Below are 25,022 nucleotides of genomic sequence, written 5' to 3' on the forward strand. Positions count from 1 at the left end.
ACGTTTACCTTTTCACGGGCGGTTTTACCGCCCGTTTTTCCGTGTTAAAAAATCACTTTCTGACTATAACAGTTGTACAAAACAGCGTATTTTTAGCGCTGTGATATAGACAGGGAGCAGCGCATGAAAAAGTACCAGCAGCTGGCACAGCAGATCCTCGACCAGATTGCCCTCGGCGTCTGGCAGCCAGGGGATCGTTTGCCGTCGCTGCGTGAGCAGGTCAGCCACAGCGGCATGAGCTTTATGACCGTCGGCCACGCCTATCAGATGCTGGAAAGCCAGGGGGCGATTGTGGCCAGACCGCAGTCCGGCTACTACGTTGCGCCCCGACCCGTGGCACGCACTGCGCCGCCTGCGGTGCAGGTCACCCGCGCAGAAACCGTCGATATCAATACCTATATTTTTGATGTGCTGCAGGCAAGCACGGATGCTTCCGTGGTGCCGTTTGGCTCTGCGTTCCCGGATCCTCGCCTGTTTCCGCTCCAGGCGCTCCACCGTTCAATGGCGGCGGTCAGCAAAACGGCGACCGCCATTAGCGTGATTGAAAGCCTGCCGCCGGGCAACGAAGCGCTGCGCCACGCCATCGCCCAGCGCTACGCCCAGCAGGGGATGCATGTTTCACCGGACGAAATTGTTATCACCGCCGGCGCGCTTGAGGCGCTCAACCTCAGTCTGCAGGCGGTTACCGAGCCGGGTGACTGGGTAATTGTCGAAAACCCTTGCTTCTACGGTGCGCTGCAGGCGCTGGAGCGTCTGAGGCTGAAAGCGCTCTCGGTCGCCACCGACCCGGTAAGCGGGATCGATCTCGATGCCCTGGCGCAGGCTCTGGCCGAATACCCGGTCAAAGCCTGCTGGTTAATGACTAACAGCCAGAACCCGCTGGGCGTGACGCTGCCGCCGGAGAAAAAAGCGCAGCTGGTGCAGCTGTTACAGGCGCATAACGTCACGCTGATTGAAGATGATGTGTATAGCGAGCTTTATTACGGGCGTGAAAGGCCGCTGCCTGCCCGGGCGTATGATGCCCACGACATGACTCTGCATTGCTCCTCGTTTTCAAAATGTCTGGTGGCCGGGTTTCGCATTGGCTGGGTTGCCGCCGGGAAGCACGCCCGCCGAATTCAGCAGCTGCAGCTGATGAGCACCTTGTCCACCAGTTCGCCGATGCAGCTGGCGCTGGTCGATTTTCTGGCTACCCGCCGCTATGACACACACCTGCGCCGCCTGCGGCGACAGCTGGCAGAACGCAAGCAGCAGGCCTGGCAAACGCTAAGTGAGCTTTTCCCTCCTGAAGTCAAAATCCACCGCAGCGAAAGCGGCTATTTCCTGTGGATTGAACTGCCGGAGGGGCTGGATACCAGCCTGCTTAACGAGCGGGCGCTGGCGCATAAGATAAGCATCGCCCCGGGGAAAATGTTCACCACCGGCAGGGCCTGGGATAACTATTTCCGCTTCAACGCCTCGTGGAACTGGGGCGAAAGAGAGCGTCAGGCGGTGGTGACGTTGTCACGTTTAATCAAGGAATTGATTGAGGAACACCATGTACAAGACTGAAAGATTGCTGCTGAGAGCGTGGCGAGACGAGGACCTGGTTCCGTTTGCCGAAATGAACGCTGACCCGGAGGTGATGCGCTATTTCTTGCAGCCCCTGACGTCGGAAGAAAGCCAGCGTTACCTCGAGACATTCCGCCAGCGTATGGCTGAAAACGGCTTTGGCTTCTGGGCGGTGGAAGAGCAACACAGCAGTGAGCTGGCCGGGTTTGTTGGCCTGAATCGCCCTGGCTACTCGCTGCCGTTTGGCCCCTGTGTCGAGATCGGCTGGCGGCTTCGAAAAGCGTTTTGGGGCAAAGGGTACGCGCCTGAGGCCGCGAGGAAAGCGCTGCGCATTGGTTTCGACGAATACGATCTGGACAGCATTGTGGCTTTTACCGCACTGCCAAATTTGCCGTCTCAGCGGGTGATGGAGAAGCTGGGCATGCGCCGAAGCGGAGAGTTTGACCATCCCATGGTGCCGGAGCAGCATCCGCTGCTCCGGCATGTCTGGTATCAGATTCACCGGCAGGAAGGTTAAAAGCCGGCGAATCGGCTTGTGTCACCGCTATTCTGTCGGTTGAAAAACGTAATGGTCGCCTTTAGCCACAATATGCCCGACGCCCGGGAACGGGAAGTGCGGGGCAAAAATCAGTTCACGATCGGCGGCCAGTTTGGCCAGCAGCGCTTTGCGGTTGGCTATGCCTTCCTGGCGATCGTTGTCATAGGCAATCGCCCATTCGGGCTTCGTCAGCGACACAATCGCGCTGTGCGCCGAGTCGCCAATGTCTAAAAGTCGCTGCTTGCCGGAGACAATCTGGTAGCCAACGTGCCCCGGCGTGTGGCCCGGCAGCGGCACAGAGGTGATCCCCGGCAGCACCTGGTCGCCAGGCTTAAAGGTTTTCACCTGCGGCTGGATGGCCTCAGCCAGCGCCTTCATCTTCGGCAGCGTTTGCAGCCATGCCCAGTCCGGGGCGGAGATTTGCACCGTGGCGTGGGGGAATGCCTGCTTGCCGTCCGCCGTCAGCAGGCCACCAACATGGTCGCCGTGAACGTGGGTGATCAGCACATCGGTTACCTGCTCTGGCTTATAACCCGCCTTTGCGAGGCTCTCAACCAGCTGGCCCTGAACGTTGGGGCCAAGCCCGGTATCCAGCAGAATGACTTTACTGCCGTCTTTCACCAGCAGGGCATCGACGCTGAGCTTAATACTGTCCGTTGGCGCGCCGGCGGCGGACAGCACTTCGGCCACGGCTTTTTCTCCCACGTTGATGCCAATCACTTTGCCATCGTTGGGCAGGGCGTTGTCTTTATCGTGCAGGGCGGTGAGCTCAAGCTTGCCGAGCGGAAACGTCTTAAACGCTGCCCCTGCGTTATCCGCCAGCGCGAAGGCGGAGTAGCTGGCCGCAAACAGGACTGAAACAAGCAGTTTTTTAATCATGACTGTTCCCTTCATGCATCAGGTTAATTATCGGAAACCCGTTGTTACTACTGATATGCCACAGCAACAGATTTTAAGTAAAGCATCTACGCTGATTAATGGTTAGCTGGTATTGCGAGGTTTACATTTTGCATTGGGGTTAAAGATGAGGCGAAAAACAGTAAGTTACGGGCTGCCGGTGAGTTTGTTTTTGGCGGCGCTTAGCGGCAGTGCATGGGCCGAGAGCGGCCAGAACGCGCCGGGCGAAAATTATCCGGTGGTGACAAAGGACTATTTGCTGCAATCCTTTGATGGCAGCGAAAAACCGAATGAGGTGAAAATCACGCCCGGGCTGCATAACCGCTATTTCTACAGCAACTGCGGTGGGGACAAAAGCTGTGATTCTGCCATTCCGGCGGGGGCGATGGTGTTTAAAGCCCCGTCCGGGTTTGGATCTACGCCGCACAGTGAATTTCCTCGCGTCGAGCTGAGAGCCACGCACAATTTTGTTAACGGCAGCGAGTTTGACAATGAGCAGCGCGGGTCGGTGTATATCGTCAAAAATCCGTCCACGCGCTCGATTATTTTTGCTCAAATTCACGGCGACAAACCCGGCGGCTCAGAGATGCTGAAACTGCGCTGGGAAGACGGCGCGATAGTGGCAGGCGTGAAAGAAAACTACGGCGACCCGGAAAAACGCACCACGCTGCTTTCGGGCGTCGGGCTGAAAGACAAGATTGATTACAGCATCAAAGCCAAAGGCACGGCGAGCGGCATGAAGGTGACGGTGGAGGCCAGCGCCGGCGGCAAAAAGGCCAGCCAAACCTTTGACTATCCGAAGCAGGGTTGGGAAGGGATCCAGCTATACTTCAAGGCGGGCAACTACAACCAGGACAAAAACAAGGATGGTTCTGAATCGGTGGTGGCCTACAGCAAGCTTGACGTAAGCTACAAGTAAGTGAGTTAAAACCGGCAGCCGGAGTGGCTGCCGGACGTTAAGGCGTTATTTTTTTACCGCAATCAGCACGGATGAGGCTTTCACCAGTGCCAGCAGGCGGGACCCCACCTTAAGCGCCATTTCATCTGCCGCTTCGTTAGTCACCACGGCGGTTAATGCAAAACCCGCGTCGGTCTGAATATGCACGGTGGTGTTCACCGCGCCTTCCGCGATGGCTTTCACCGCGCCTGGAAACTGGTTTCTGGCGGAGAAGTGATAGCCACAGTCTTCACTGGCCAGCACCACCCACGGGGCTTTGATCAGTGCCAGCGCTTCTTTGCCGTTAACAAGGCCTAACGCTTCCTTGCTGCTGCGGGTCACCACCGCGACCAGCCTGCCGCCGCCGTTCAGGGTTAATTCTATTTCGTCGTTAACGGCGCCGGCCGTGACGTTGCTGATGGTGCCGGTTAACTGATTGCGGGCGGAAATACTCATGGTGCCTCCTGGCGGTGAACTAAGAAAAAGACTGCCTAAAGCATAGGGGGATCCCGCCTTCTTTTCATATTAATTTTCAATAGATACCTCATTTGCGCCGCGGCCTGTTATACCAAAGGGGAGCGCCGGGGCCGGCTTACTGCGCAGTGCATCACAACCTGGTGAAAATCACCGCCCGACACCGCTGCCGCCGTCAAGCCGGCGCTATGCTTTTTACTTCAGTCCTTTTAAGCCAGAACGCCGCTGGGGCCATGATTATCAGAACGGGAAAGGAGATAGGGATGCAAAGTCAGCTATTGATTAACGGCCTGCTTGTGGCTGGCCTTGGAGAGAAGCAGCCTGTCTACAACCCGGCCACGGGGCAGGTGCTGCTGGAGGTGGCGGAAGCCACGGCTCAGCAAGTTAACGATGCGGTCCTGGCGGCGGATAAAGCTTTTGCCGCATGGGGGCAGACGACGCCGAAAGAACGTGCCGAACATCTTCTGGCGCTAGCGGACGCCATCGAGCAACACGCGGAAGCCTTCGCCAGGCTGGAGTCGCAGAACTGCGGCAAACCTTTCCACTGCGTGCTCAACGATGAGATCCCGGCGGTGGTGGATGTCTTTCGCTTCTTTGCCGGGGCGAGCCGCTGCCTGGGCGGCCTGACCGCCGGAGAATATCTGAGCGGACACACCTCGATGATCCGCCGCGATCCGGTCGGCGTGGTGGCGTCTATTGCTCCCTGGAACTATCCGCTGATGATGGCGGCCTGGAAACTGGCTCCGGCGCTGGCCGCCGGGAACTGCGTGGTGATCAAACCGTCCGAAATTACGCCGCTGACCGCGTTTAAGCTAGCCGAACTGGCGAAGGATATCTTCCCGGCGGGCGTGATTAACGTGCTGTTTGGGCGCGGGCAAACCGTCGGCGATGCGCTGACCGGGCATGAAAAAGTGCGGATGGTGTCGCTCACCGGGTCTATCGCCACCGGGGAACACATTATTAGCCACACCGCCCCGTCAATTAAGCGCACGCACATGGAGCTGGGCGGCAAAGCGCCGGTTATCGTGTTCGACGATGCGGATTTCCAGGCGGTGGTCGAAGGCGTGCGAACCTTTGGCTATTACAATGCCGGGCAGGACTGCACCGCCGCCTGCCGGATTTACGCTCAAAGCGGGATTTACGACCGGCTGGTTGAGCTGCTCGGGGAAGCCGTGGCCAGTCTCAAATATGGGCCTCCTGAGGACGAAAGCACCGAGCTGGGGCCGCTGAGTTCAGAGGCACATCTTGAGCGAGTCAGCAAAGCCGTGGAGGAAGCCAAAGCGCTGCCGCATATCAAAGTGATTACCGGCGGCAGTAAAGTCGCCGGCGAGGGCTATTACTACCAGCCTACGCTGCTGGTCGGGGCGAAGCAGGGCGATGCGATTGTGCAAAAAGAGGTGTTTGGCCCGGTCGTCAGCGTCACAAAATTTGACGATGAGCAGCAGGTGCTGGCGTGGGCCAATGACTCCAGCTACGGCCTGGCCTCTTCGGTATGGACGCAGGACGTGGGCCGGGCACATCGCCTGAGCGCCCGGCTGCAGTACGGCTGCACCTGGGTGAACACGCATTTTATGCTGGTGAGCGAAATGCCGCACGGCGGGCAAAAACTGTCGGGCTACGGCAAAGATATGTCGCTGTACGGGCTGGAGGATTACACCGTTATTCGGCATGTGATGATTAAGCACTGAGCGTGCGACTGGCGGTTTTGGCTGCTTTTGCCAGGCTTACAGGGACCAGTAAACAGGAGAAAAGACCATGGGATTATTTGATTTTGTCAAAGACGCAGGTGCGAAACTGTGGGATTCGCTGAAAGGGAATGAAGGCGAGCAGGGCAGCAAGCTTGAGGAGCATTTGAAAAACAGCGGCATTCCGGGCGCTGACAAAGTGAATGTTACCGTAGAAAACGGCAAAGCGGTGATCTCCGGGGGAGATGGGCTGACTCAGGCGCTGAAAGAAAAAATTCAGGTGGCGGTAGGTAACGTGGCCGGTATCAGCAGCGTTGAAAATAATATTCAGGCGACGGATGCTGCGCAGGAAGCCACTTACTATACGGTGAAATCGGGCGATACCCTGAGCGCCATTTCTAAACATGTCTACGGCGATGCCAATAAGTACAACACCATCTTTGAAGCGAATAAGCCGATGCTAAGCCACCCGGATAAAATTTACCCCGGACAGGTACTGATTATTCCTAAGCTGTAAGTGCCCTAAAAACCCACTTCGGTGGGTTTTGTTTGGTGGATCGCGTAAAGTGTCACGTTAAACCTCAGAATTAATCTGTTTATTTTCTGCTATTTGCCGACGAGGTGTTGGCCTGCTTTCAAGGATGATGTATGACGTTGAAAAGAGCCATTCTGCTGGCAATCCCACTTGTATTCTGTTCTTTCGCTTATGCCCAAACGGCAAGAAACCCGGTTATCGCCAACCTGGCGACAATGTTTGATTTCAATGCCCCGGCAGGCAACGTGCGCGAAATGCATACCGTCATGAAGCATCCGTCAGGGGAGGTTAACTATGAGAACCGACTGAAGGTAGACCGTGCCGGGTGTGTTACCAGCCTTGATATCAGAGACTCGGCGCAAAAAATGGTGCTACAGCTTCACCGCGAAGGCAACGCCCTGACGGGGACCCAAAACGGCAAACCGTTAACCCTCAAGCTTGATGAAAAGTGTCTGGTGAAAAAGAGAAAAGATGAGCTGGGCGAAGTGAAATACGCCTACTGGCCTGGCGGGCTGCTGAAAGATATTTTTTTCATGCCGGGCGGGCAACGCATCGCTCACCATGAATACTATGCTAACGGTCTCCCTCGTCAGATCGATTTTTACCTGAATGACAAAGTGGCTTCGCAAACCAAAGTCAGCTACGAGAATGCGGAGCGCCGTCCGTTTGACTACAAACTGGTGACTGAAACGATGAGAACGCCGTTCCTGACGACGGAAAGCCACTGCCGCTACGACGAGCACTTGTCGCCCATCGCCTGCGACATCACGCTGGTGACCGGCATCGGAAAAACGCAGCAGACCCAGCGGCAGCAGGTGACGACGGAAGTCAGCTATTACTGAGTAAATAAAGTTTCTAAACTTGATCTGCGTCATAAAAAAGAGCATATTCTGCAAAAATTTTTAACAAGTAGTAATGTCTTGTATGACGCTTTATCAACACATGCTGGTTTTTTACGCCGTAATGGCGTTAATCTGCGCCGGGATCACCTGGCTGCTCGCCAAAGACTCTAAACGCATTAAGCTGCTTTGTTCAGTGCTGATTGGCGCCACCTGGCCGATGAGTTTCCCGGTCGCGCTGCTGTTCTCTCTGTTCTAACCCGTTCTGAACTAACAGCCTGCCGCGATAAAGTCGCCGTTGGCGCTAACGGGAATCGTGGTGATAAATAGCACCACGGCAAAAAGCACGATCAGCAAGCCGCCAATCACTTTCAGCCCGGTAGTGATAATGCGAACCTGAGTAGGAGTGCGCGAAAGCCAGAGTTTGCCCACCGAGTCGCGGGTGTGGGTGACCAACACGGACAGTCCGAGAATCGACAGGGCTGTACCAAAAGCCATAGTCATCACCGCGGCAATGCCCCAGCTAATAAATCCCAACGCATTCGAAAACACCAGAATCATGATGGCCCCGCTGCAGGGCCGAGCGCCAATCGCCAGAATGACGCCCAGGTGCGTGAGCCAGTTACCGCCCCGGCCATCGTAGCCAACACCGTGGTTGTGCCCACAGCCGCACCGATCATCGTGTGAATGATGATTCAGCGTTGGTGCATCACTGCTTATCGGCGTGAAGGATTTCATCCTGAGCGGCGCTTGCTGTCGCAGCGCTTTCAGCACAATAAAAATCCCGAAACAGCCAATCATCACCGCGCTTATTTTTTCCACATACCAGCGACTTTCGCTGAGATCGCCGCTGGACAAATTAAGCGCAATCGCCAGCACAAAGACAAATACGATGGCGCTCACGCCCTGCATCAGGCTGCCGAGAAACGGCACCACTCGTCCGGCGAGAGGCGTTTCCGGGTTGGTACTTAGGTAGGTTGTGACGATAAATTTACCGTGCCCAGGGCCGATGGCGTGGAGTACGCCGTAAAAGAAGCTGCCGACCAGCAGCCAGACGCCGCCGATGTACTGGTGGTTGTTGATTTGCAGTAAGTAGAAGACCAGGTAGCGATGCAGACTGATCTGCATACTCAGGCACCACTGAATAAAAGCGCTCCAGTGATGGCTGATAAACACCAGCGCCAGCCCGCTCAGTAGCAAGGCCACGAGGCCTGCAGGCAGCGCCCAGCGGCGGGGAAGAGTTTGAGTTGTCATGGCGGCAATCACATCAGGTCGGCATGACTAAAGTATAAATAATGCCGAAGAGTAAGACCAAATGAATAAGCTATCAGCAAATCATCTTGTCGCACTGGGGCAGATATTATAGTCTCAAAAATCACGCTGTTAGCACCCGTCTGGAACCCGTATGACCGATCAAACCCCGCTGTTAACCGTTAATTCGCTTTGTATCAGTACGCTGGAAGGTAAACCTCTGGTGAGGGACGCTTCATTCAGCGTTGCACGCCGGAAGATTGTTGCGCTGGTAGGCGAATCAGGCTCGGGGAAAACGTTAACCTCGCTGGCGGTTATGGGTTTGCTTCCGGGGGGCGTGCGGCAAACGGGCGGTGACGTAACGTTTAACGGACAGGTTGTATCGGCTGTGGGGAAAACCTATCCGCGAGAGCTTCGCGGGCAGCAAATCGCCACGATTTTTCAGGAGCCGATGAGCAGCATGAACCCGGTGCTGAAAGTGGGGGAGCAAATTGCGGAAGTGCTGGTGCGCCACCAAAAGCTCAGCTGGAAGCAGGCGCACCGTGAGGCTGTCGCATTGTTAGACAGGGTCGGGATTGTGAACCCTGAGCAGCGGGCAAAACAGTATATTCATCAGCTTTCCGGCGGCATGCGCCAGCGCGTGATGATTGCCAGCGCCATTAGCTGCAAACCTGCGCTTCTGATTGCCGACGAACCCACCACCGCGCTGGACGTCACCATTCAGGCGCAAATCCTGACTTTGCTACAGGAACTGCAGCAGGAAATGGCGATGGGCATTCTGTTCATCACCCACGATTTAAGCGTGGTGGCTCGCTATGCAGACCGTGCCTGCGTGCTGTATCAGGGCAATATTGTTGAGCAGGGCGATGTGCCAACGCTGCTGACCGCGCCGCAGGCCGACTACACCCGTCGGCTGATTGCCGCTTCTCAGCCGGAGCCTCAGCCCGCCAGGCGCAAAGACGTTACCCGTTCGCCGCTGGTGCAGCTGTCGCAGCTCACCAAAAGCTACCCGCAGGGGCATACGCTGCCGTTTTTCCCGGACAGCCGCCAGACCGTGCTCAAGCCTACCAGCCTCGAAATTGAGCGAGGCGAGATCGTCGGGCTGATCGGCGAGTCCGGTTCGGGTAAAACGACGCTCGGCAGGGCGGCCATAGGCTTAATTCCGGCAGACAGCGGCACCATTATTTTTGATGGTCTGGACGTACGTCGCGCCAGCCGTGAGCAGCGGCAGGGGATGCGCCGCCGGGCGCAGATTATTTTCCAGGATCCCTACGCCAGCCTCGATCCCAAAATGCCGGTGGGTGAGCAAATTGCCGAACCGCTGCGCGTGCATAAATTGAGACCCGCGGGGGAAGTTCAAAGCCGCGTTCGCGAATTACTGGAGCTGGTCGGGCTGGATGCTGCGGCGGCGAATCGTCTGCCGTCGGCTTTCTCCGGCGGGCAGCGGCAGCGCATTGCCATTGCGCGCGCGCTGGCGCTTGAACCTGAACTGTTGGTGGCCGATGAAGCCGTTTCGGCGTTGGATCTTTCGGTGCGAGGGCAGATCCTCGCCTTGCTCGCCGATCTGCGTGACCGCCTGGGTCTGACCGTGCTGTTTATCAGCCACGACCTTGGCGCCGTACGTCAGGCGTGTGACAGAGTTGTGGTGCTGTATCGCGGTGAAATTGTGGAGACGGGGGCCACAAAGCAGGTGCTGGACAAGCCGCAGCATGAATACACGCGGCAGCTGATTGCCGCCGCGCCGGATATTCAGCAGGCGCTGAAGCTGCGGAAGGTGGGGTGATTATTCCCCACTAAGCAGCGGTAATTCCGGGTGACTCGCCCATTCGTGCCAGGAGCCGACGTAAACGGCCACGTCCTGGTAACCTGCAAGTTTGAGAGCCACCAGAACCGTGGCGGCGCGAGCGCCACGGTGGCACCAGGCAATCACTCTTTTTGACGGCGTAAATCCGGCTTCGGCGGCAAGGCTTGCCAGCGCTGCAGCGGATTTGAACCGGCCATGCTCGACTGCATCTTCCCAGAAAAGCAGTTTTGAGCCAGGAATGCGTCCCGCTCGCGCGCAGCATTCATGCACAAAGCTGCCGTCATATTCCGTTGGCCTGCGGGCATCCAGCAGCAGCGTTGATGCCGGATCGGCGTCGATCGTTTCGGCGCGGGTGGCGGCCAGCCGAACCATGGCCGGTTGACATTCAGGGGCTCCGGCGTCAGAAACAATCGCAGCTGGGCCTTTCCCCGGCGTTAATTTTCCCCCGGCATCTGCCCAGGCTTCTACACCGCCGTCCAGAATCAGTCCTTCTGCACCCAGCGCAAACCACAAAAACCATAATCCACGCGGAGATCGCATGCCCACGGTTTGCTCGAAGAATACCGGCGTAGCTCCGCTCGCGATACCGAGCTGTTGCCAGGCATGAACAAATGCCCCGGCCATCGCGGCGTAACCTTTCGGGCTCGAGTCAGACACAAAATAGTCATAGACGTTAAGATTCAGCGCGCCCGGTAGGGAGGCCGTTTGCCAGGCCTCTCGTTCACGGACATCGATCAGCGCAAATGTCTCGCCGTTCTCGATTCGTTTTACCAGATCGGGAGCGTTAATCAGCATCGGCGGTCTCCCAGCCAAAAGGCAGATTGCTGCCCTTGCCCTGTTCAGCCGCCGCGCTTAGAACGCGGGCAGCGAGGGCGATATCAAACACGTTGAGGCCGAAAGAAGAGAAATAAACCTTGTCCGTTTCCGCAGGCCGCCAGCCATCGACCAGTAAATTTGTTAAATCTGCAGAGACGTTTTGCTCGTCAAAAAGCCCGGCCCGGTACATTTGGAACAGGCTTTTGGCGCTGGTCAGCTTGAAGTCTCCCCAAAGGTCGACCACTACCTTGTCGGCGGCGGCAATCGTCTCAAAGGCCACTTCGTGATAGCCGATTTGCAGCACCAGGGTGCCGGCCCGCCAGATACCAGGGCGTAAAAACGGCTCGCTGGCGCTGGTGCAGGTAATCAGCGCGTCCCAGTGCTGGCGCAGCGCATCGCTTAGTGTTTCAAACTGGGTGACAGGCCAGGGGAGTTTGTCGGCATGGCTGAGCATGTCGGCGAGAGGCTCCGGCGTTTTGTTCCAGCAATAGACCATGTCCAGATCGGGAAAATGTGCAGCCAGCATCTCGAGATGAGCGCGGGCCTGCACGCCAGCGCCGAGCAATAAAACACGTGAAGGGCGGCGGGGAGCCGCCAGCTTCAAGGCGAGGGCCGATACGGCGGCGGTTCGGGTCGCGGTCAGGCTGCTACTTTCGACCAGGCCTATCGGCAAACCGCTGTCTGCGCGATTAACCAGCGTGGTGGCTATCGCCTGTGGATAGCCGTCGTTGGCGCGAGGTCGATGCGCCGTCCATTTTACGCCCGTCGCATTGAACCGCCCGCCGACCCTGGCCGGGAGGGCGTAAACCTTCCCCAGCGGCGTATCGAGGTTGACGTGGGTTTCGGCGGGCATCGCTGCCTCGCCGCGCCTCAGCAGCCGCACGGTATCCTCGATGTCCTGCAGAGCCTGTACCGGATCATTCCCCCCAAGGTCGACCACCTGCTGACGGTTCACTATCTGCATGATCAGTGCTCCAGAAGTTTTTGAGCGAACGGGTAAAGCGCCGGAGAGCCCCCGCAGTGCATGAACACTACGCTGCTGCCGGTGGCAATACGGCCTTCTTTCGCGAGGGTGATTAAACCGTGCATCGCTTTACCAGTGTAAACCGGATCCAGCAGCACGCCTTCCTGCTGCGCGACCTGATAAATCGCTTCAATGCCGCCGTCAGAAGGCACGCCGTAGGCGCTGCCAACAAATCCGTCTTCGATCAGGATATCCTGCGGCTGCCAGGTTTGATCCCAGTCGAGCAGGCGAGCGCAGTCCTCGGCCATGGCGGAGATTCGGGTCTGGAACCAGTCGGCTTTGGCGCTGACGCTGACGCCGATAATCTGCGTTTGCGGCCAGTAACGGCGGGCGCCGACATACAGCCCGGCCAGCGTGCCGCCGGAGCCGGTGGGGGCGATAATCACGTCCGGGGCAGATTCGCCCGCGGCGCGAAGCTGAGCATCCATCTCTTCAACGGCGCGCACATAGCCCAGCGCACCTAGCGCCGTGGCACCTCCCAGCGGAATGATCATCGGCTTTTCGCCGCGAGCCGTGGCCGCATCGGCATGGGCCTGCATCGCGCCTTCAATCTGGGTGAAATAGCCTTCCGGGTCGAGGAACTGCAGCTCTGCCCCAAACAGTTTGTCCAGCAGGAGATTACCCTGATAAGTCTGTGGCTCATCGCCGCGTAAAACCAGCACCGGCTTCATGCCAAATTTACGGGCGGCCGCCGCGACCATGCGCGCGTGGTTAGACTGGTGACCGCCGGTGGTTATCACCACTTTTACCCCTTCGCGGCAGGCTTCGGCCATCAGGTACTCCAGCTTGCGGACTTTGTTGCCGCCGCCGCCAAAACCGCTGTAGTCGTCGCGCTTAATTTTTACGTTAACGCCTAGCGTTTCGCTCAGACGAGGTAAAGATTCCAGCGGCGTGGGGAAGAATCCGAGCGTAACACGTTCAAAATCATTGACGTTTTTCATGCATTATCCTGTCTGGTTCCCGGGTGCTGGCCGTATTTAAAAGGCAAGTAGCCAGTCATTAAGCGATTGTTGGTAGCGTTGTAAGCCCCTGAGCGTGACGAATTCGTTCACGCCGTGGGCGTTGCCGCCGTAGCCCAGGCCGCCGATCAGGAAGGCTGGTGCCACAGGGGCGAAGGCGTAGGCCGGGGCGCAGCCTGGCGCCCAGGGCCAGATTTGCGGTTTTGCCTGCTGTTGGTGATAGCTCGCCATCAGCTCAAGCACGCCGACGTCATCAATGCTGAAGCGGTAGCCGGGGTAGCTGTCCCCCGGCTCGAGCACCGCTCCGGCAAGTGCCGGGCTGGCAAGCTGTTCTTTTATGCGCCGCATCAGGCGTTCGCCATCGACGACGGGCGGTGTTCTTAGCACCACATCGGCGAAGGCTTCCGGGGGGATCACGCCCTGAGCACCGCGCGGCAGGCTGGCTATCTCCGACACGCTTAGCACCGCGCTGCCCAGCAGGTATGCAAGGTTGCTGAAACTGTCGCCAGTGATGGCGTATTTTTCGCTGCGGCGGAAGGTCAGTTCGTCCGCCAGGTTAAATTCCCGCGCGAGGTCGTCCAGAATGGAGCTGGCTTCTTCGTCCAGCTCGCCCGTTTCGAGCACGCCGTTGGCGTGAGGCGGGGCAAGAGTGCTTAACACCTGCACCAGCCGCCAGACTGGGCTATCGATCCATGCGGCGTTGCTGGCGTGAATCGCCGCCTTCGGGCCGCCCCAGCTGCCGCCTTTGACTACCAAGCGGCCACCGCTGCGGCCGGTGAAGCCGAGGTAAATGCGCGGTGCGCCGCCACCGTATTCGCACAGGGAAGGGAAAAGCACCGCTTCTGCCGGGGAAACCGGGCAAGGCTGCCGGGCGAGGTAACGGCGCAGGTTGCCGCTGCCAATCTCTTCTTCGCCTTCCAGCAGGATTTCAATGTTGGTATGCAGGCGGCCCGAATGGTAGAGATCGCGCACCACCCTCAGCATGCCTGCCAGCGGGCCTTTGTTGTTCTCAGCCCCGCGGGAAATAAACACATCGCCTTTATCCGACCAGTGTTTGAGCCCGCCCACGAACGGATCGACCTCCCAGCCATCTTCTTCGGCTGGCATCACGTCGTACATGTTGTACAGCACGAGGGTTCGTGGTGAGCCGATATTAATTCGCACGTGTACCAGCGGCGGTGCGTCGTCCTGAAGCTGCTGGCTGACCGGGTAAAGCACTTCAGCATCAGTTTCTTCAATTAACCAACGCTCGAGCCACTGCGCCAGGTCGCGCTGCTGGTCGATATTGCCCGCCACGCTGCGGAAAGGCGTCAGCTGGTGCAGGAGATCCAGCGTTGCATCGAGTGACTTCATAGCCGGATCCTCGGGTTCAGTACCACATACAGCAAATCAATGATCAGGTTCACCACCACAAACACCAGCGCGGCCAGCAGGACAATCGCCTGCACCAGCGGGAAGTCACGGTTTTGAATGGCCTGCACCGCAAGGCGGCCAATGCCGGGCCAGGCAAAAATAATTTCGGTGACCAGCGCGCCGCCCAGCAGGGAAGCGAAATACATTCCCTGCACGGTGACGACCGGGATCAGCGCATTGCGCAGGCCGTGGCGAATCAGGATCCGCCACGAACTTAGCCCCTTGGCCTGCGCCGTGCGGATGTAATCCTGAGCCAGTACGTCGATCAGGCTGGCACGCACCAGGCGCGCAATGGCGCTCATGTAATAGGCCCCAAGACTGATGGCGGGCATGATCAGATGGCTGAAGGTGCCGTAGCCGCTGGAGGGCAGCCAGCGTAGATGCAGGCTGAACCAGATAATCATCAACAGACCCAGCCAGAATACCGGCACGGCCTGGCCGCTGAAGGCAAACAGGCGGGCGAGTAAGTCCCAAACGCTGTTGCGCCAGACCGCGCTCACCAGGCCAAGCAGCAGGCCAACTACGGTGCTCCACGCCAGGGCAGAAACGGCCAGCAGCAGCGTGGCAGGCACGCGCTGGGCGATAAGCTCGGTCACTGGCTGATCATAGCGGAGCGACAGGCCAAGGTCGCCGTGCAGCAGGCCGGTCAGGTAATGGCCGTATTGCCAGAGCAGCGGACGGTCAAAACCCATTGCGTGGCGGAAGTTGTCTATTTCTTGCTGGGAAGAGCCGGGCGGCATCATCACCGCGGCAGGATCGCCGGTCAGGTGCAGGCTGTAAAAGATCAGCAGCGAGACGCCAAACATCACCAGCACGGCCTGCGCGAAGCGGGAAAGAATGTAGCGCAGCATCAGTCGAGCCTCGTGTGGGTTTTACGCAGCAGGCTGTCGCCGAGCAGGTTACAGCCGACCACCAGCGCCGCGATAATCAGCCCCGGCCACAGCACCAGCCATTCCGCCAGCAGCATGTAGGAACGGCCCTCACCAATCAGGTTGCCGAGCGTAGGCGTTGGCGGCTGGATCCCCATCCCGAGAAAGCCAATGGAGGCTTCGAGGACAATCAGCCTTGGAATATCCAGCGTCAGCAGAACAACCAGCGGCGTGGCGAGGTTAGGCAGAATATGTCGCAGCAGAATACGCGGCGTGGAAAAGCCCATGGCGCGAACGGCTTCGATGTATTCCAGTTCGCGTAGCTCGAGCGTTTTGGCGCGCGCCACGCGGGCGTAAATCGCCCAACTGGTCACGCCCATGATCAGAATAATGTTTTCCAGTGAAGTGCCGAACAGCGCCATCACCAGCAAAATTAGCAGAATAAACGGCACCGCCAGCTGGATGTCCATCAGGCGCATGATAACGGCATCCAGCCAGCCGCCAACATAGCCTGCCAGCATGCCCAGCAGGGTGCCGATAACGGCGGCAATTGCCGCCGCCAGTAACACCACCGTCAGGGATAGGCGGGTACCCGCCAGGATCCTTGCCAGCAAATCGCGCCCGAGCTGATCGGTGCCGAGCCAGTGCATCCCGCTTGCCGTTTCGCTGCCCGGCGGCAGGAAGGTATCCGCCAGGTTGTTGGTTAACGGGTCGGGCAAGGGCAGCCACGGGGCCACCAGTGCCAGCAGGATCACGATGCCAAGCAATAAGCCCCCCAGCGCCCCGTCACCTGAGATCAGGCGGCGAGGGCGACGGGTCAGGGCGCGTCCGGGAAAAATCATTTCAGCCTCAAATCATACAGCGGGATGCGGGCGTCGGCGCGACCGGTAAAGTTCAGGCTGTCGCTGTTGGCATACAGAGAATCCTCGCGGTACAGCGGGATCAGCGGCTGCTCTTTGGCGACAACTTTCTGGATATCCTGCAGGATAACTTCACGCTTCTTCGCATCTACCGTTGAGCGGCTGGCGTTCAGCAGTTTATCCAGTTCAGGGTTGCTGACCGTGGAGTAAGGCTCGCCGGAGTGCAGGATAGGGTACAGCGCGGCATCGGCATCCAGGGTTTGGGTTGAGCCCCACGCCAGCATGTACATTTCCGCCTGTTTACCGGAAGCCACCTGCTGGGTATAGACGGACCACTCAGGCACCTCAAGCTGCGCCTTCACGCCGATGGCAGCCAGGTCCTGCACAATCGCCTGAGCCACTTCGGCGCTGGCGATATAGCGACGCGGCGCCTGGAATTTCAGCGTGAAGCCGTCCGGGTAACCCGCTTCCTTAAGCAAGGCTTTAGCTTTGGCGATGTCCTGCTCAGGGGCCGGAACATTGAGGTAACCAAAGTCCTTGGCGCCAGCCATGGTGCCGGTTGGCGTACCAAAACCGTGCAGCAGCTGGGTGGTATAGGCTTGACGATTCAGCGCCAGCGACAGCGCCTGTCGAACGCGGGCATCACTTAAAGGTTTCTCACCATTCTTCAGGCCGAGGTAAATAGTCAATCCGCCGCCTTTCACCTGTTCAAGATGAATGCCCGGTTTATTTTTCAGCGTAGAAACGAGGTCAGCAGGGACGCTGTCAACCAGCTGTACTTCCCCTGTTAACAGGGCGGTAATGCGGGCAGTTGCTTCCGGGATTGGACGCCATGTCACCTGGTCAATTGTAGGTTTTCCACGCCAATAATGTGGATTAGCCTGCATAACGACACGTTCATCTGGTATAAATTCTTTTAATGTATATGCTCCACTACCAATAGGTTTTCGTGCAAATTCCGCAGCACCGACTTTACTTACATAGGCAGGCGGCACGATGTAGGTCGGATAACGGCTCATACGGGTTGGCAGCAACGGGTCCGGGCCATCCGTGTGAATACGAATCTGATAGTCGCCGGTCACTTCTACCGACTTGATGGTGCGGATGTAAGAGATGGTTGGCGCGTGGTTGGCCGGGTCCAGAATGCGGTCAATAGAGAATTTCACTGCCGCCGCGTTAACGGGTTCACCGTTGGTGAACGTAACGCCAGGGCGCAGATCGAATTGCCAGGTCGTGTCATCCAGCGCTTTCCAGGAGGTGGCAAGACCGGGCTGGAGCTGCATGTTTTTATCGCGCAGGACCAGCGTATCGAAAATATTGTCCACCAGGGTGGCGGCTTCTTTAAGAAAACCGGGATCCATCGCGGTGGCGGAAGCAGGTTGGGCTATAACTAATTCACTTGCGTAGCTAAAGGGGGTTACCAGGCTAATTAATACAGCCAGAGTTGCGAGCTTACGGCCAGATGCTTTCATTGTAGTCAATCCCTATACGTTACCGTCTAAATTATTGACGGATATCGAATGTTTCGTCAGGTTAATTCGCATGGTGGTATAAATTTGTGGTAAGAGTACATGATATATCCTATATACTCCATTGATGACAAGCCAGTTATTAAACTGCAAATACAAAGTAGTTATTTTGCTATAGGAAATAAACATGCTTGACTTAGAAAAAGCGCAAAGAATGAGTTTAACCATGCAAGTCGAGGGCAGGTTAAAGAGTGCGTTGATCGTGGGAACCTTAAAACCCGGCGCAAGATTAGTGACCAAAGAGATTGCAGAGCAGCTTGGCACCAGCATTACGCCTGTGCGTGAAGCGCTTTTACGTCTTGTTTCTTCTGGCGCACTGGACGCGACGCCGGCGCAGGCTTTTTTGGTGCCTGAAATTTCTCTGGGGCGCTACCACGAAATTACAACCATCCGTAAAAATCTGGAGGGTATGGCGGTAGAGCAGGCGGCGCGTTACATGGATAAAACCAAACTCGCCCGTTTGCAGCAGCTTTGCGATGCGTTTCTTGAAGCGAAACATATCAGCGTTGAGGCGGCGCTGCAGGCCAATCGGGAGTTTCGTTTCCAACTGTTTGAGTACGCAGAGATGCCAACGCTTACCGTATTAATTGAGCAGCTTTGGGTGCGCATTGGACCATGCTTTAATTATCTGTACCCGCAGTCGGAAGAAATGACTCAGGGGCATCATAATTACGACGATCTGCTGGAAGCCCTGGCCGAAAAAGATGAAAAGCGCAGCGTGAAAGCAATTCATAAAGCGATAGACGACGGAGCAGATATTTTACGCCGACAGTACTTTGGTTAAAGACTAAACGTCTTTAATTTATTAACGCACAGCAAATAAATGGCCTTTTGTATTACTCTGGATGTGCTCAGAGCCAGCAAAAGGCCATCATTTATATTTATGGCAGCATTAATTGGCGTTCGGCTAACTCAGCGCCTGCGCGAGATCGGCCCGCAAATCTCCGGCATCTTCAATCCCCACCGACAATCTAATTAGCTGCGGCACAATGCCGTTACTTAAACGCTGTTCGAGCGGAATAGAAGCGTGGGTCATGCTGAAGGGTTGGCTGACCAGGCTTTCCACGCCGCCCAGGCTTTCGGCGAGCGTAAACAGCTTCAGCTTGCGGATCACTTCCTCGGCTCGTTTTTCATTCCCGCGAACCACAATAGAAATCATGCCGCCAGGCTGCGACATTTGCTGGCGCGCAAGCTGATGCTGCGGATGAGTCTCCAGCCATGGGAAATAGACTTTTTCTACCTCAGGATGCGTCTGGAGCCACTCTGCCAGCTGGAGCGCGTTGCTGCTGTGGCGTTCCATGCGCAACGCCAGAGTACGAATACCCCGCAGCGTCAGGAAACTGCTGAACGGGTCGAGCACGCCGCCGACCGCATTTTGCAAATAACCAAGCTGCTGCGCCAGGTCGTCATTAGCGCCGACCACCGCCAGCCCGGCGACAACATCAGAATGGCCGTTCAGGTATTTGGTGGCAGAGTGCACCACGATATCGAACCCGGACTCCAGCGGGCGCTGAAGCGCAGGCGAAGCGAAGGTGTTGTCGGCCACGCTTATCAGGTGATGGCGTTTGGCGATATCCGCAATCGCCGCCAGGTCTGCCAGCTTAAGCAGCGGGTTGGTGGGGGTTTCCACCCAAATCATGCGTGTTTCAGGCCGAATGGCCGCCTGCAGCCCGTCGAGATCGTCAGGCTTTACCCAGCTTACCTGGAGCGCGGCGCTGCGTTTGCGCACGTTTTCAATCAGTCGCCATGTGCCGCCGTACACGTCGTCAACGGCGATAATATGGCTGCCGCTGTCCAGCAGCTCGAGCACGGTTGAGATAGCCGCGAGGCCAGAAGCAAACGCGTAACCCCGCTGGCCGCCTTCGAGTTCGGCAATCGCCGTTTCCAGCGCCTGGCGGGTGGGGTTGCCGCTGCGCGAGTATTCAAAACCGGTATGCTGGCCAGGTGCCGGTTGGGCAAAAGTCGATGTGGCATAAATCGGTGGCATCACCGCGCCGTGTGCATCCTCGAAAGTACCGCTGTGCACGCTCTGGGTAGCAAATTTATTCATGAATTTTCCTTAATAGTTACGCCAGGTTTTGCTGGCTGAGCCATTGATCGTTAAACATTTTTGATAAATATTTGTTACCGCTATCGCAGGCGAAGGTGACCACGCGTTTCGGCGTGTTCTGTGCCTGGCAATAGCGCAAGGCGGCGGCGAGTAGGGTGCCAGTAGAAGAACCCGCCAGGATGCCTTCGTGGGTTAGCAATTCGCGGGCCGTGGAAAACGCTTCGCGGTCGCCGATCCGGTATGCGTGCTGGACGCGCTCAAAGTCGGCAAGCGATGGCACAAAGTCTTCACCGATGCCTTCCACCAGCCAGCTGCCCACTTCGCCATGTCTACCGTGCTCAACCACATCGGCAAGAATGGATCCGCAGGGATCGGCCAGCACAAACTCGGTTTGCGGGGAATGCTGGTGGAAAAACTGCTGCAGGCCGCCCAGCGTGCCGCCGGAACCGACGCCTACGACGATGGCGTCAATGTGGCCCCCGGTTTGCTCCCAAAGCTCAACGGCCGTGCCGCTGGTGTGGGCCAGCGGGTTTGCGGCGTTAGAAAATTGATCGATGTAATAACTGCCCGGAATATCTGCCGCCAGCCGCAGGGCGTAATCCTGGTAATATTCCGGGTGGCCTTTAGTGACGTCCGAGCGGGTCAGGCGCACGTCCACGCCCAGCGCCCGCAGGTGGAAAATCTTTTCCTGGCTCATTTTGTCCGGCACCACCAGAATCAGCGGGTACCCTTTTTGCGTGGCAATCAGCGCCAGCCCCAGCCCGGTGTTGCCCGCTGTGGCTTCAATAATCGTGCCCCCCGGCTGCAGCTTACCGCTGCGCTCGGCATGTTCGATCATCGACAGGGCAACGCGGTCTTTAATTGAACCGCCGGGGTTTTGGTTTTCCAGCTTAAGCAGCAGCTCGCAGCGGCCGGTATCAAGGTGATTAAGCCGCAGCAGCGGGGTATGGCCTATCAGGTCCAGGACGGAATCGGCAATCATCGTTCTCTCAACATGAAAAGTGTTCATGTATGGAATGATAGGGCGGCGAATTGACGCTTCTAAAGAACATAAACCCGTCGTTTAGATCGGAAAGTAATATAATGTGCTGTTCTGGCGGTAGGGAAGGAAAGCCGTTCGGATGTCCGGAATGGGGGATGGCTAAACGAGCCATCTTTTGCCGGTTTAAGCCTGTTTTTTAAACAAAAAAGCCAGCGGCTTATGCGCTGGCTGGCTTTGAACTTGCGAAATTGTACTAAGCGACAGGCTAATTGCTCCGCCGGTCGCGGATCCAGTCCTGGACTTCGATAACAAATTCATCCGGTGCCTTGCGGTACATGCGGCGGGCCAGATCCAGTACGGTATGCTGGGCTAGCGCTTCTTCCATACGCTGCTGGGCAATGTTCATTACCGCGCGCACGCCGCAAATCCCTTCGCAGGCCCATTCGGGCGGCGTTGCTTCAAACACGGCCAGCCGCTGGCGAATCTCTTTGCAGTCGAAAATACTTTTTTCACCGTCGATGGCTGCCACAATGTCCAGCACGCTGATTTGGTCCGGCGGGCGAGAAAGGATAAATCCCCCGCCTTTACCTTCGCTGCTGATGACCAGCCCAGCCCTGGAAAGTTTGGTGAAAATTTTACCGAGGTAGTCGTAGGGCACGCCCTGCAGTTCGGCGATTTCGCGCACGTTCATTTCGCGGCCTTCGCCTTTGCCATCCACCATGCATATCAGGCTATGAATGCCGTACTCCACGCCCGAACTGTAAAACGCCATGCTGCCTCCGACTCATTTAATCCAGGTAATGTAGGGATTTTACTCACGTGATGCAATCTGTAACCCCGAAAACAGAGGATTAAAAATAAACTCCGAAAGATCTTGTCGTAGTTAACTGCGACAAGTATAGTCGCAGTCGTTGGCCACTGAGGGCCTTTACCGGAGTAGAACCATGCAACAGAAGATCCTGATCCTTGGCGCCGGCTTTGCCGGTATGTGGGCGGCCCTGAGCGCGGCCAGACTGGTGGCGATGCATAACCGTGACGACATTGAGATCGCCGTGCTGGCTCCCCAGCCTGAGCTGCGCGTTCGCCCACGTTTTTACGAAACCGAGGTGGCTTCGCTGGTCGCTCCTCTTCAGCCGCTGTTCGACGTCACCGGCGTGGCCTTTGTGAAAGGCGAGGCGCAGCGTATCGACAGCGTCAATCAGTGCGTCTGGTACCGTGACGAGCAGGGCAATAGCACACCGCGACAGTACGATCGGCTTGTTCTGGCTACCGGCAGCAACCTCAAGCGCGACCTGATCGACGGCGCGGCAGAGCATGCTTTCGACCTCGACCAGCTCGAGAGCGCCCTGCGCCTGGAGCAGCACATTTCAGACTTAGCGCAGCAGCCGGAAAGCGAAGCCCGCAACACGGTCATTGTCTGTGGCGGTGGCTTTACAGGCATTGAAATGGCGACCGAACTGCCGGGAAGATTGCGCGCGGTACTGGGCCAGGAAACAAATGCTCGCGTTATTGTGGTGGAACGGGGCGATAAAATCGGCGGTCGCTACAGCCGCGAACTGCGGGATGTTATTGCGACCGCCAGCGAAGAGCTGGGCGTGGAGTGGCGACTGAATACCGACGTCCGCGAAATTGATGCGAACGGCATTGTACTGGCCGACGGCGAACGGATCGCCTCCAGCACGGTAATTCTGACCGCTGGCGTGCAGGCCAGCCCGCTAACCGCGCAGATTAATGCCTCGCGTGATAAGCAAGGCCGTCTGCACGTGGATGCCTTTTTGCGGGTGGAAGGGCAGCCAGCTATTTTTGCGACGGGGGATGTGGCGCGTGCCGAGACGGATGAACAGGGCAACCTCGCGCTCATGACCTGCCAGCACGCCATCATGTTGGGCCGCTTTGTGGGCTATAACGTGGCGGCAAGCCTGCTGGACATCACTCCACTGCCATACCGCCAGATTAACTATGTCACCTGTCTCGATCTCGGCGGCTGGGGCGCGGTGTTTACCGAAGGCTGGGAGCAAAAAGTGACGCACGTGCGCGAGGAAGCGAAGAAAATTAAGCTGTCGATTACTCAGGAACTCATTTACCCGCCGGTGGCAGACAGAAAAATCGCCTTTGAAACGGCGGATCCGTTAGCGCCGTTCGTCTAAGGGATTTATCATGCTGCCGAATGTTTATCAGGAGGTAGCATGGCTAACGATATCACTTTTTTCCGCCGCTTTGAGCACGACATTATCGCCGGGCTAAAAACGATTACACTGCGCGACAGCAGCGAATCCCATTTTCAGCCCGGCCAGCGTTTGCGCGTGGGCCGCTACGAAGATGACGTCTATTTCTGTACGATCGACGTGACCAGTGTGAAGCCGGTGCTGCTTGATGATTTGGACGAGGAACACGCCCGCCAGGAGAACATGACGCTGGCAGAGCTTAAACAGGTGATTGGTGAAATCTATCCGGGATTGAATGCGTTGTACGAGATTTCGTTCCGGCTGGTGAGCTAATCCTTCGCCCGAGATTAGCATGATGGAAGGGGGGTAATCGTGCGTTTGCTTGTATTGGTGGCTGGTAGTATCAGCGATACTTCTTGCGCGAATACAACCAGACATTATGCAAAATCACTTTTTAAAACAGCTCCAGCATTTTCTGAGGGACATAGAAAACGCTGAGCAGGCGGCTCAGGTTCCTCAGAGGCTCGCCGATTATCTTTTCTCAAACCAGACGTGCCTGGATGAAAGCAATATTACGCTCGATTTGATTAATGCCCTGAGTGACTGGCTGGAAGGTAAACAGCAAAACCTGAATCAACTCTACCTGTCACTCTATCTTTTCTGGCTGAGCGCGCTGGCGCGCAACGGTATCGATATTTTTTATTTTGGCGAGCTGAACAAGCTGCAAATGCTCGGGTCGCGCTTCAGAGATTCGGCCATCAATAACCTCTATTACCTCAGTTATGAAGAGACAAATCAGCAGGAAATCACCGCTTTTCATAACAAAATTTCCGCCAGCACGGCCCCTTTTATTCTCTACGATCCGCAGGGATTAAAGCTGGCCTTTGCGGTTGAACATCCTCAGGCCATAGGCTGCATTTCGTTGTACGATTTGCTGATTGATAATTTCATTCCCTTAAGCACAACAGCTACTCAGTACACGCATTTGCTGGCGCAGCAATATACCGCGCTGGCTAATCCAAACGTCAGAACAGTCATTATAGGTAACTCCTACAGTTTTTATGGCTTCCCTGACGCGCTGTTTGAACACAGCATAAATCTTTCTACCCACAGCCTGGGGCTGAAGCAGGCCCAGCAATTAACGGCGCATATTATTGAGCGTTATCCGCACGTGCAAAACTTTGTGTATTGCCTGGGCTTCTTTGATCTGTACAGCGACCTGTTAAAAACAAAAGATGGCTTTAACCAGCAAATCATCCACGCCTGGAGCCAGCTCAATAGCCATTACAGGATCAAACCGGAAGAAGGGATAACCGCCGACGGCATGCAGGCGTTTAGCCGGCTGGTGATGCCGACGCCGGTGCAAGGGCAAGCGATAAATGGACTCGAGGATAATAATGCCAGGGAGCAAATTTGTGAGTCCGCACGCCTTGTCTTTGCCCGCAGCGACTCACTCCCTGCCATGCAGCAGAAAGAGGAAGCTCGAAAGCGGGGGATCTCTCACTCGAAATCAGTGAAGCACCAGACAACGCTTGCAGAGAATAAACCCCGCGTGGCTGAGATGAGCGTCCAGTTGGCGACAAAAGGCAAAAAGGTTATCTGGCTAACGCCGCCTTTCCCGTCAGACTACGTGGGCAATCTTGATGCTGAGATGAAACAGACGCATCGCCAATATTTTACAGACCTTGAAGGGGCGCAGTCGCGTTTTATCGACCTCTCAGAACATCCCGCTTTTGCACGCGAAGATTTCCGCGACGGCGATCACCTGAACTATTTGGGGGCTGGGAAAATGATTGGCATACTGCGGGCGCTGGGTGTGGGGCTGTAACCTCTGGAGACAACAA

General features: G+C 56.8%; 24 protein-coding genes and 1 pseudogene. 12 read left to right on the forward strand and 13 right to left on the reverse strand.

Annotation, left to right across the window (positions count from 1 at the left end):
- Positions 1–123 precede the first annotated feature (123 nt).
- Together F3J28_RS05750 and F3J28_RS05755 are read left to right on the forward strand one after the other, a co-directional pair.
- Entirely contained in the window at positions 124–1,551 is a 1,428-nt protein-coding gene (locus F3J28_RS05750; protein WP_166873610.1) for an aminotransferase-like domain-containing protein, read from the forward strand.
- A complete protein-coding gene (locus tag F3J28_RS05755; RefSeq protein WP_166873613.1) occupies positions 1,538–2,068 on the forward strand; it encodes a GNAT family N-acetyltransferase in 531 nt (176 codons plus the stop codon). Before F3J28_RS05750 ends, F3J28_RS05755 begins: the two co-directional genes overlap by 14 nt.
- A 27-nt stretch (positions 2,069–2,095) precedes the next feature.
- Here the strand turns inward: F3J28_RS05755 and F3J28_RS05760 are convergent, their stop codons facing one another.
- Positions 2,096–2,968, reverse strand: coding sequence for an MBL fold metallo-hydrolase (locus tag F3J28_RS05760; RefSeq protein ID WP_166873614.1), 873 nt, complete (start codon positions 2,966–2,968; stop codon positions 2,096–2,098).
- 145 nt (positions 2,969–3,113) lie between these two features.
- Here F3J28_RS05760 and F3J28_RS05765 point away from each other — a divergent pair, with 145 nt between their 5' ends.
- Positions 3,114–3,905: a polysaccharide lyase family 7 protein gene (locus tag F3J28_RS05765; RefSeq protein ID WP_166873617.1), complete on the forward strand. Its 792-nt coding sequence runs from the start codon at positions 3,114–3,116 to the stop codon at positions 3,903–3,905.
- A 45-nt stretch (positions 3,906–3,950) separates the two neighbouring features.
- On the opposite strand, the gene F3J28_RS05770 is transcribed toward F3J28_RS05765, so the two are convergent.
- Positions 3,951–4,379, reverse strand: coding sequence for a TOBE domain-containing protein (locus F3J28_RS05770; RefSeq protein ID WP_166873619.1), 429 nt, complete (start codon positions 4,377–4,379; stop codon positions 3,951–3,953).
- A gap of 281 nt (positions 4,380–4,660) precedes the next feature.
- Between F3J28_RS05770 and patD the strand changes: the two genes are divergently transcribed.
- From patD to F3J28_RS05790, 4 genes are all read left to right on the forward strand, one after another.
- Positions 4,661–6,085, forward strand: coding sequence for an aminobutyraldehyde dehydrogenase (gene patD / locus F3J28_RS05775; RefSeq protein ID WP_166873621.1), 1,425 nt, complete (start codon positions 4,661–4,663; stop codon positions 6,083–6,085).
- A 67-nt stretch (positions 6,086–6,152) separates the two neighbouring features.
- Positions 6,153–6,599, forward strand: a complete 447-nt coding sequence (gene lysM, locus F3J28_RS05780; protein ID WP_008461492.1) for a peptidoglycan-binding protein LysM — start codon at positions 6,153–6,155, stop codon at positions 6,597–6,599.
- A gap of 131 nt (positions 6,600–6,730) precedes the next feature.
- Positions 6,731–7,459: a YnfC family lipoprotein gene (locus tag F3J28_RS05785; protein ID WP_166873624.1), complete on the forward strand. Its 729-nt coding sequence runs from the start codon at positions 6,731–6,733 to the stop codon at positions 7,457–7,459.
- Positions 7,460–7,541: 82 nt separating this feature from the next.
- Positions 7,542–7,715, forward strand: coding sequence for a GhoT/OrtT family toxin (locus tag F3J28_RS05790; protein WP_008461495.1), 174 nt, complete (start codon positions 7,542–7,544; stop codon positions 7,713–7,715).
- A gap of 11 nt (positions 7,716–7,726) precedes the next feature.
- On the opposite strand, the gene F3J28_RS05795 is transcribed toward F3J28_RS05790, so the two are convergent.
- On the reverse strand, positions 7,727–8,710 hold the full coding sequence (locus F3J28_RS05795) for a nickel/cobalt transporter (protein WP_166873626.1): 984 nt from the start codon (positions 8,708–8,710) through the stop codon (positions 7,727–7,729).
- A gap of 151 nt (positions 8,711–8,861) precedes the next feature.
- Between F3J28_RS05795 and F3J28_RS05800 the strand changes: the two genes are divergently transcribed.
- Positions 8,862–10,490: a dipeptide ABC transporter ATP-binding protein gene (locus F3J28_RS05800; protein WP_166873629.1), complete on the forward strand. Its 1,629-nt coding sequence runs from the start codon at positions 8,862–8,864 to the stop codon at positions 10,488–10,490.
- Here the strand turns inward: F3J28_RS05800 and F3J28_RS05805 are convergent, their stop codons facing one another.
- From F3J28_RS05805 to F3J28_RS05835, 7 genes are read right to left on the reverse strand one after another with little or no spacing between them, the layout of a single operon-like run.
- Positions 10,491–11,306 carry a sulfurtransferase gene (locus F3J28_RS05805; protein ID WP_166873631.1) on the reverse strand — a complete coding sequence of 272 codons (816 nt, stop codon included), beginning with the start codon at positions 11,304–11,306 and terminating at the stop codon, positions 10,491–10,493.
- Positions 11,296–12,291 carry an ornithine cyclodeaminase gene (locus F3J28_RS05810; RefSeq protein WP_166873633.1) on the reverse strand — a complete coding sequence of 332 codons (996 nt, stop codon included), beginning with the start codon at positions 12,289–12,291 and terminating at the stop codon, positions 11,296–11,298. The genes F3J28_RS05805 and F3J28_RS05810 overlap by 11 nt, the downstream gene beginning before the upstream one ends.
- Positions 12,292–12,293: 2 nt before the next feature.
- Entirely contained in the window at positions 12,294–13,292 is a 999-nt protein-coding gene (locus tag F3J28_RS05815) for a 1-aminocyclopropane-1-carboxylate deaminase/D-cysteine desulfhydrase (RefSeq protein ID WP_166873635.1), read from the reverse strand.
- Between the two features lie 36 nt (positions 13,293–13,328).
- Positions 13,329–14,663: a M20 family metallopeptidase gene (locus F3J28_RS05820; RefSeq protein WP_166873638.1), complete on the reverse strand. Its 1,335-nt coding sequence runs from the start codon at positions 14,661–14,663 to the stop codon at positions 13,329–13,331.
- Complete coding sequence (locus tag F3J28_RS05825; RefSeq protein ID WP_166873641.1) at positions 14,660–15,574, reverse strand: ABC transporter permease; 915 nt, start codon at positions 15,572–15,574, stop codon at positions 14,660–14,662. Before F3J28_RS05825 ends, F3J28_RS05820 begins: the two co-directional genes overlap by 4 nt.
- Complete coding sequence (locus tag F3J28_RS05830; protein WP_166873644.1) at positions 15,574–16,434, reverse strand: ABC transporter permease; 861 nt, start codon at positions 16,432–16,434, stop codon at positions 15,574–15,576. Before F3J28_RS05830 ends, F3J28_RS05825 begins: the two co-directional genes overlap by 1 nt.
- A complete protein-coding gene (locus F3J28_RS05835; protein WP_166873646.1) occupies positions 16,431–17,924 on the reverse strand; it encodes an ABC transporter substrate-binding protein in 1,494 nt (497 codons plus the stop codon). Before F3J28_RS05835 ends, F3J28_RS05830 begins: the two co-directional genes overlap by 4 nt.
- 184 nt (positions 17,925–18,108) lie before the next feature.
- On the opposite strand from F3J28_RS05835, the gene F3J28_RS05840 reads away from it, so the two are divergent.
- Complete coding sequence (locus tag F3J28_RS05840; protein WP_166863791.1) at positions 18,109–18,765, forward strand: GntR family transcriptional regulator; 657 nt, start codon at positions 18,109–18,111, stop codon at positions 18,763–18,765.
- 123 nt (positions 18,766–18,888) lie between these two features.
- On the opposite strand, the gene F3J28_RS05845 is transcribed toward F3J28_RS05840, so the two are convergent.
- The 3 genes and pseudogenes from F3J28_RS05845 to F3J28_RS05855 all read right to left on the reverse strand — a co-directional run bounded on the left by F3J28_RS05845 (position 18,889) and on the right by F3J28_RS05855 (position 21,785).
- Positions 18,889–20,031 (reverse strand): trans-sulfuration enzyme family protein, encoded by a 1,143-nt coding sequence (locus F3J28_RS05845; RefSeq protein WP_166873648.1) that lies wholly within the window; start codon positions 20,029–20,031, stop codon positions 18,889–18,891.
- Positions 20,032–20,053: 22 nt separating this feature from the next.
- Positions 20,054–21,013 (reverse strand): annotated as a pseudogene (locus F3J28_RS05850) (PLP-dependent cysteine synthase family protein); the annotation flags it as partial.
- A 265-nt stretch (positions 21,014–21,278) separates the two neighbouring features.
- The gene (locus F3J28_RS05855) at positions 21,279–21,785 is read right to left on the reverse strand and encodes an RrF2 family transcriptional regulator (protein ID WP_008458799.1); all 507 of its coding nucleotides are present in this window, start codon (positions 21,783–21,785) and stop codon (positions 21,279–21,281) included.
- Positions 21,786–21,957: 172 nt separating this feature from the next.
- Here F3J28_RS05855 and F3J28_RS05860 point away from each other — a divergent pair, with 172 nt between their 5' ends.
- The 3 genes from F3J28_RS05860 to F3J28_RS05870 all read left to right on the forward strand — a co-directional run bounded on the left by F3J28_RS05860 (position 21,958) and on the right by F3J28_RS05870 (position 25,006).
- On the forward strand, positions 21,958–23,160 hold the full coding sequence (locus F3J28_RS05860) for an NAD(P)/FAD-dependent oxidoreductase (RefSeq protein WP_166873654.1): 1,203 nt from the start codon (positions 21,958–21,960) through the stop codon (positions 23,158–23,160).
- Positions 23,161–23,199: 39 nt separating this feature from the next.
- Positions 23,200–23,511, forward strand: a complete 312-nt coding sequence (yqfB, locus tag F3J28_RS05865; protein ID WP_166873657.1) for a N(4)-acetylcytidine aminohydrolase — start codon at positions 23,200–23,202, stop codon at positions 23,509–23,511.
- A gap of 106 nt (positions 23,512–23,617) precedes the next feature.
- The gene (locus F3J28_RS05870) at positions 23,618–25,006 is read left to right on the forward strand and encodes a type 2 periplasmic-binding domain-containing protein (protein WP_166873659.1); all 1,389 of its coding nucleotides are present in this window, start codon (positions 23,618–23,620) and stop codon (positions 25,004–25,006) included.
- Positions 25,007–25,022 lie beyond the last annotated feature (16 nt).

Origin of the sequence: Enterobacter sp. Ap-1006, from assembly GCF_011752835.1 — a bacterium.
GTDB lineage: Bacteria > Pseudomonadota > Gammaproteobacteria > Enterobacterales > Enterobacteriaceae > Cedecea.

Excerpts from the sequence above, each read along its gene's own strand:
- F3J28_RS05750 (WP_166873610.1), top strand. The coding sequence starts at position 124 with ATGAAAAAGTACCAGCAGCTGGCACAGCAGATCCTCGACCAGATTGCC.
- F3J28_RS05755 (WP_166873613.1), top strand. The coding sequence starts at position 1,538 with ATGTACAAGACTGAAAGATTGCTGCTGAGAGCGTGGCGAGACGAGGAC.
- F3J28_RS05760 (WP_166873614.1), bottom strand. The coding sequence starts at position 2,968 with ATGATTAAAAAACTGCTTGTTTCAGTCCTGTTTGCGGCCAGCTACTCC.
- F3J28_RS05765 (WP_166873617.1), top strand. The coding sequence starts at position 3,114 with ATGAGGCGAAAAACAGTAAGTTACGGGCTGCCGGTGAGTTTGTTTTTG.
- F3J28_RS05770 (WP_166873619.1), bottom strand. The coding sequence starts at position 4,379 with ATGAGTATTTCCGCCCGCAATCAGTTAACCGGCACCATCAGCAACGTC.
- patD (WP_166873621.1), top strand. The coding sequence starts at position 4,661 with ATGCAAAGTCAGCTATTGATTAACGGCCTGCTTGTGGCTGGCCTTGGA.
- lysM (WP_008461492.1), top strand. The coding sequence starts at position 6,153 with ATGGGATTATTTGATTTTGTCAAAGACGCAGGTGCGAAACTGTGGGAT.
- F3J28_RS05785 (WP_166873624.1), top strand. The coding sequence starts at position 6,731 with ATGACGTTGAAAAGAGCCATTCTGCTGGCAATCCCACTTGTATTCTGT.
- F3J28_RS05790 (WP_008461495.1), top strand. The coding sequence starts at position 7,542 with ATGACGCTTTATCAACACATGCTGGTTTTTTACGCCGTAATGGCGTTA.
- F3J28_RS05795 (WP_166873626.1), bottom strand. The coding sequence starts at position 8,710 with ATGACAACTCAAACTCTTCCCCGCCGCTGGGCGCTGCCTGCAGGCCTC.
- F3J28_RS05800 (WP_166873629.1), top strand. The coding sequence starts at position 8,862 with ATGACCGATCAAACCCCGCTGTTAACCGTTAATTCGCTTTGTATCAGT.
- F3J28_RS05805 (WP_166873631.1), bottom strand. The coding sequence starts at position 11,306 with ATGCTGATTAACGCTCCCGATCTGGTAAAACGAATCGAGAACGGCGAG.
- F3J28_RS05810 (WP_166873633.1), bottom strand. The coding sequence starts at position 12,291 with ATGCAGATAGTGAACCGTCAGCAGGTGGTCGACCTTGGGGGGAATGAT.
- F3J28_RS05815 (WP_166873635.1), bottom strand. The coding sequence starts at position 13,292 with ATGAAAAACGTCAATGATTTTGAACGTGTTACGCTCGGATTCTTCCCC.
- F3J28_RS05820 (WP_166873638.1), bottom strand. The coding sequence starts at position 14,663 with ATGAAGTCACTCGATGCAACGCTGGATCTCCTGCACCAGCTGACGCCT.
- F3J28_RS05825 (WP_166873641.1), bottom strand. The coding sequence starts at position 15,574 with ATGCTGCGCTACATTCTTTCCCGCTTCGCGCAGGCCGTGCTGGTGATG.
- F3J28_RS05830 (WP_166873644.1), bottom strand. The coding sequence starts at position 16,434 with ATGATTTTTCCCGGACGCGCCCTGACCCGTCGCCCTCGCCGCCTGATC.
- F3J28_RS05835 (WP_166873646.1), bottom strand. The coding sequence starts at position 17,924 with ATGAAAGCATCTGGCCGTAAGCTCGCAACTCTGGCTGTATTAATTAGC.
- F3J28_RS05840 (WP_166863791.1), top strand. The coding sequence starts at position 18,109 with ATGCTTGACTTAGAAAAAGCGCAAAGAATGAGTTTAACCATGCAAGTC.
- F3J28_RS05845 (WP_166873648.1), bottom strand. The coding sequence starts at position 20,031 with ATGAATAAATTTGCTACCCAGAGCGTGCACAGCGGTACTTTCGAGGAT.
- F3J28_RS05855 (WP_008458799.1), bottom strand. The coding sequence starts at position 21,785 with ATGGCGTTTTACAGTTCGGGCGTGGAGTACGGCATTCATAGCCTGATA.
- F3J28_RS05860 (WP_166873654.1), top strand. The coding sequence starts at position 21,958 with ATGCAACAGAAGATCCTGATCCTTGGCGCCGGCTTTGCCGGTATGTGG.
- yqfB (WP_166873657.1), top strand. The coding sequence starts at position 23,200 with ATGGCTAACGATATCACTTTTTTCCGCCGCTTTGAGCACGACATTATC.
- F3J28_RS05870 (WP_166873659.1), top strand. The coding sequence starts at position 23,618 with ATGCAAAATCACTTTTTAAAACAGCTCCAGCATTTTCTGAGGGACATA.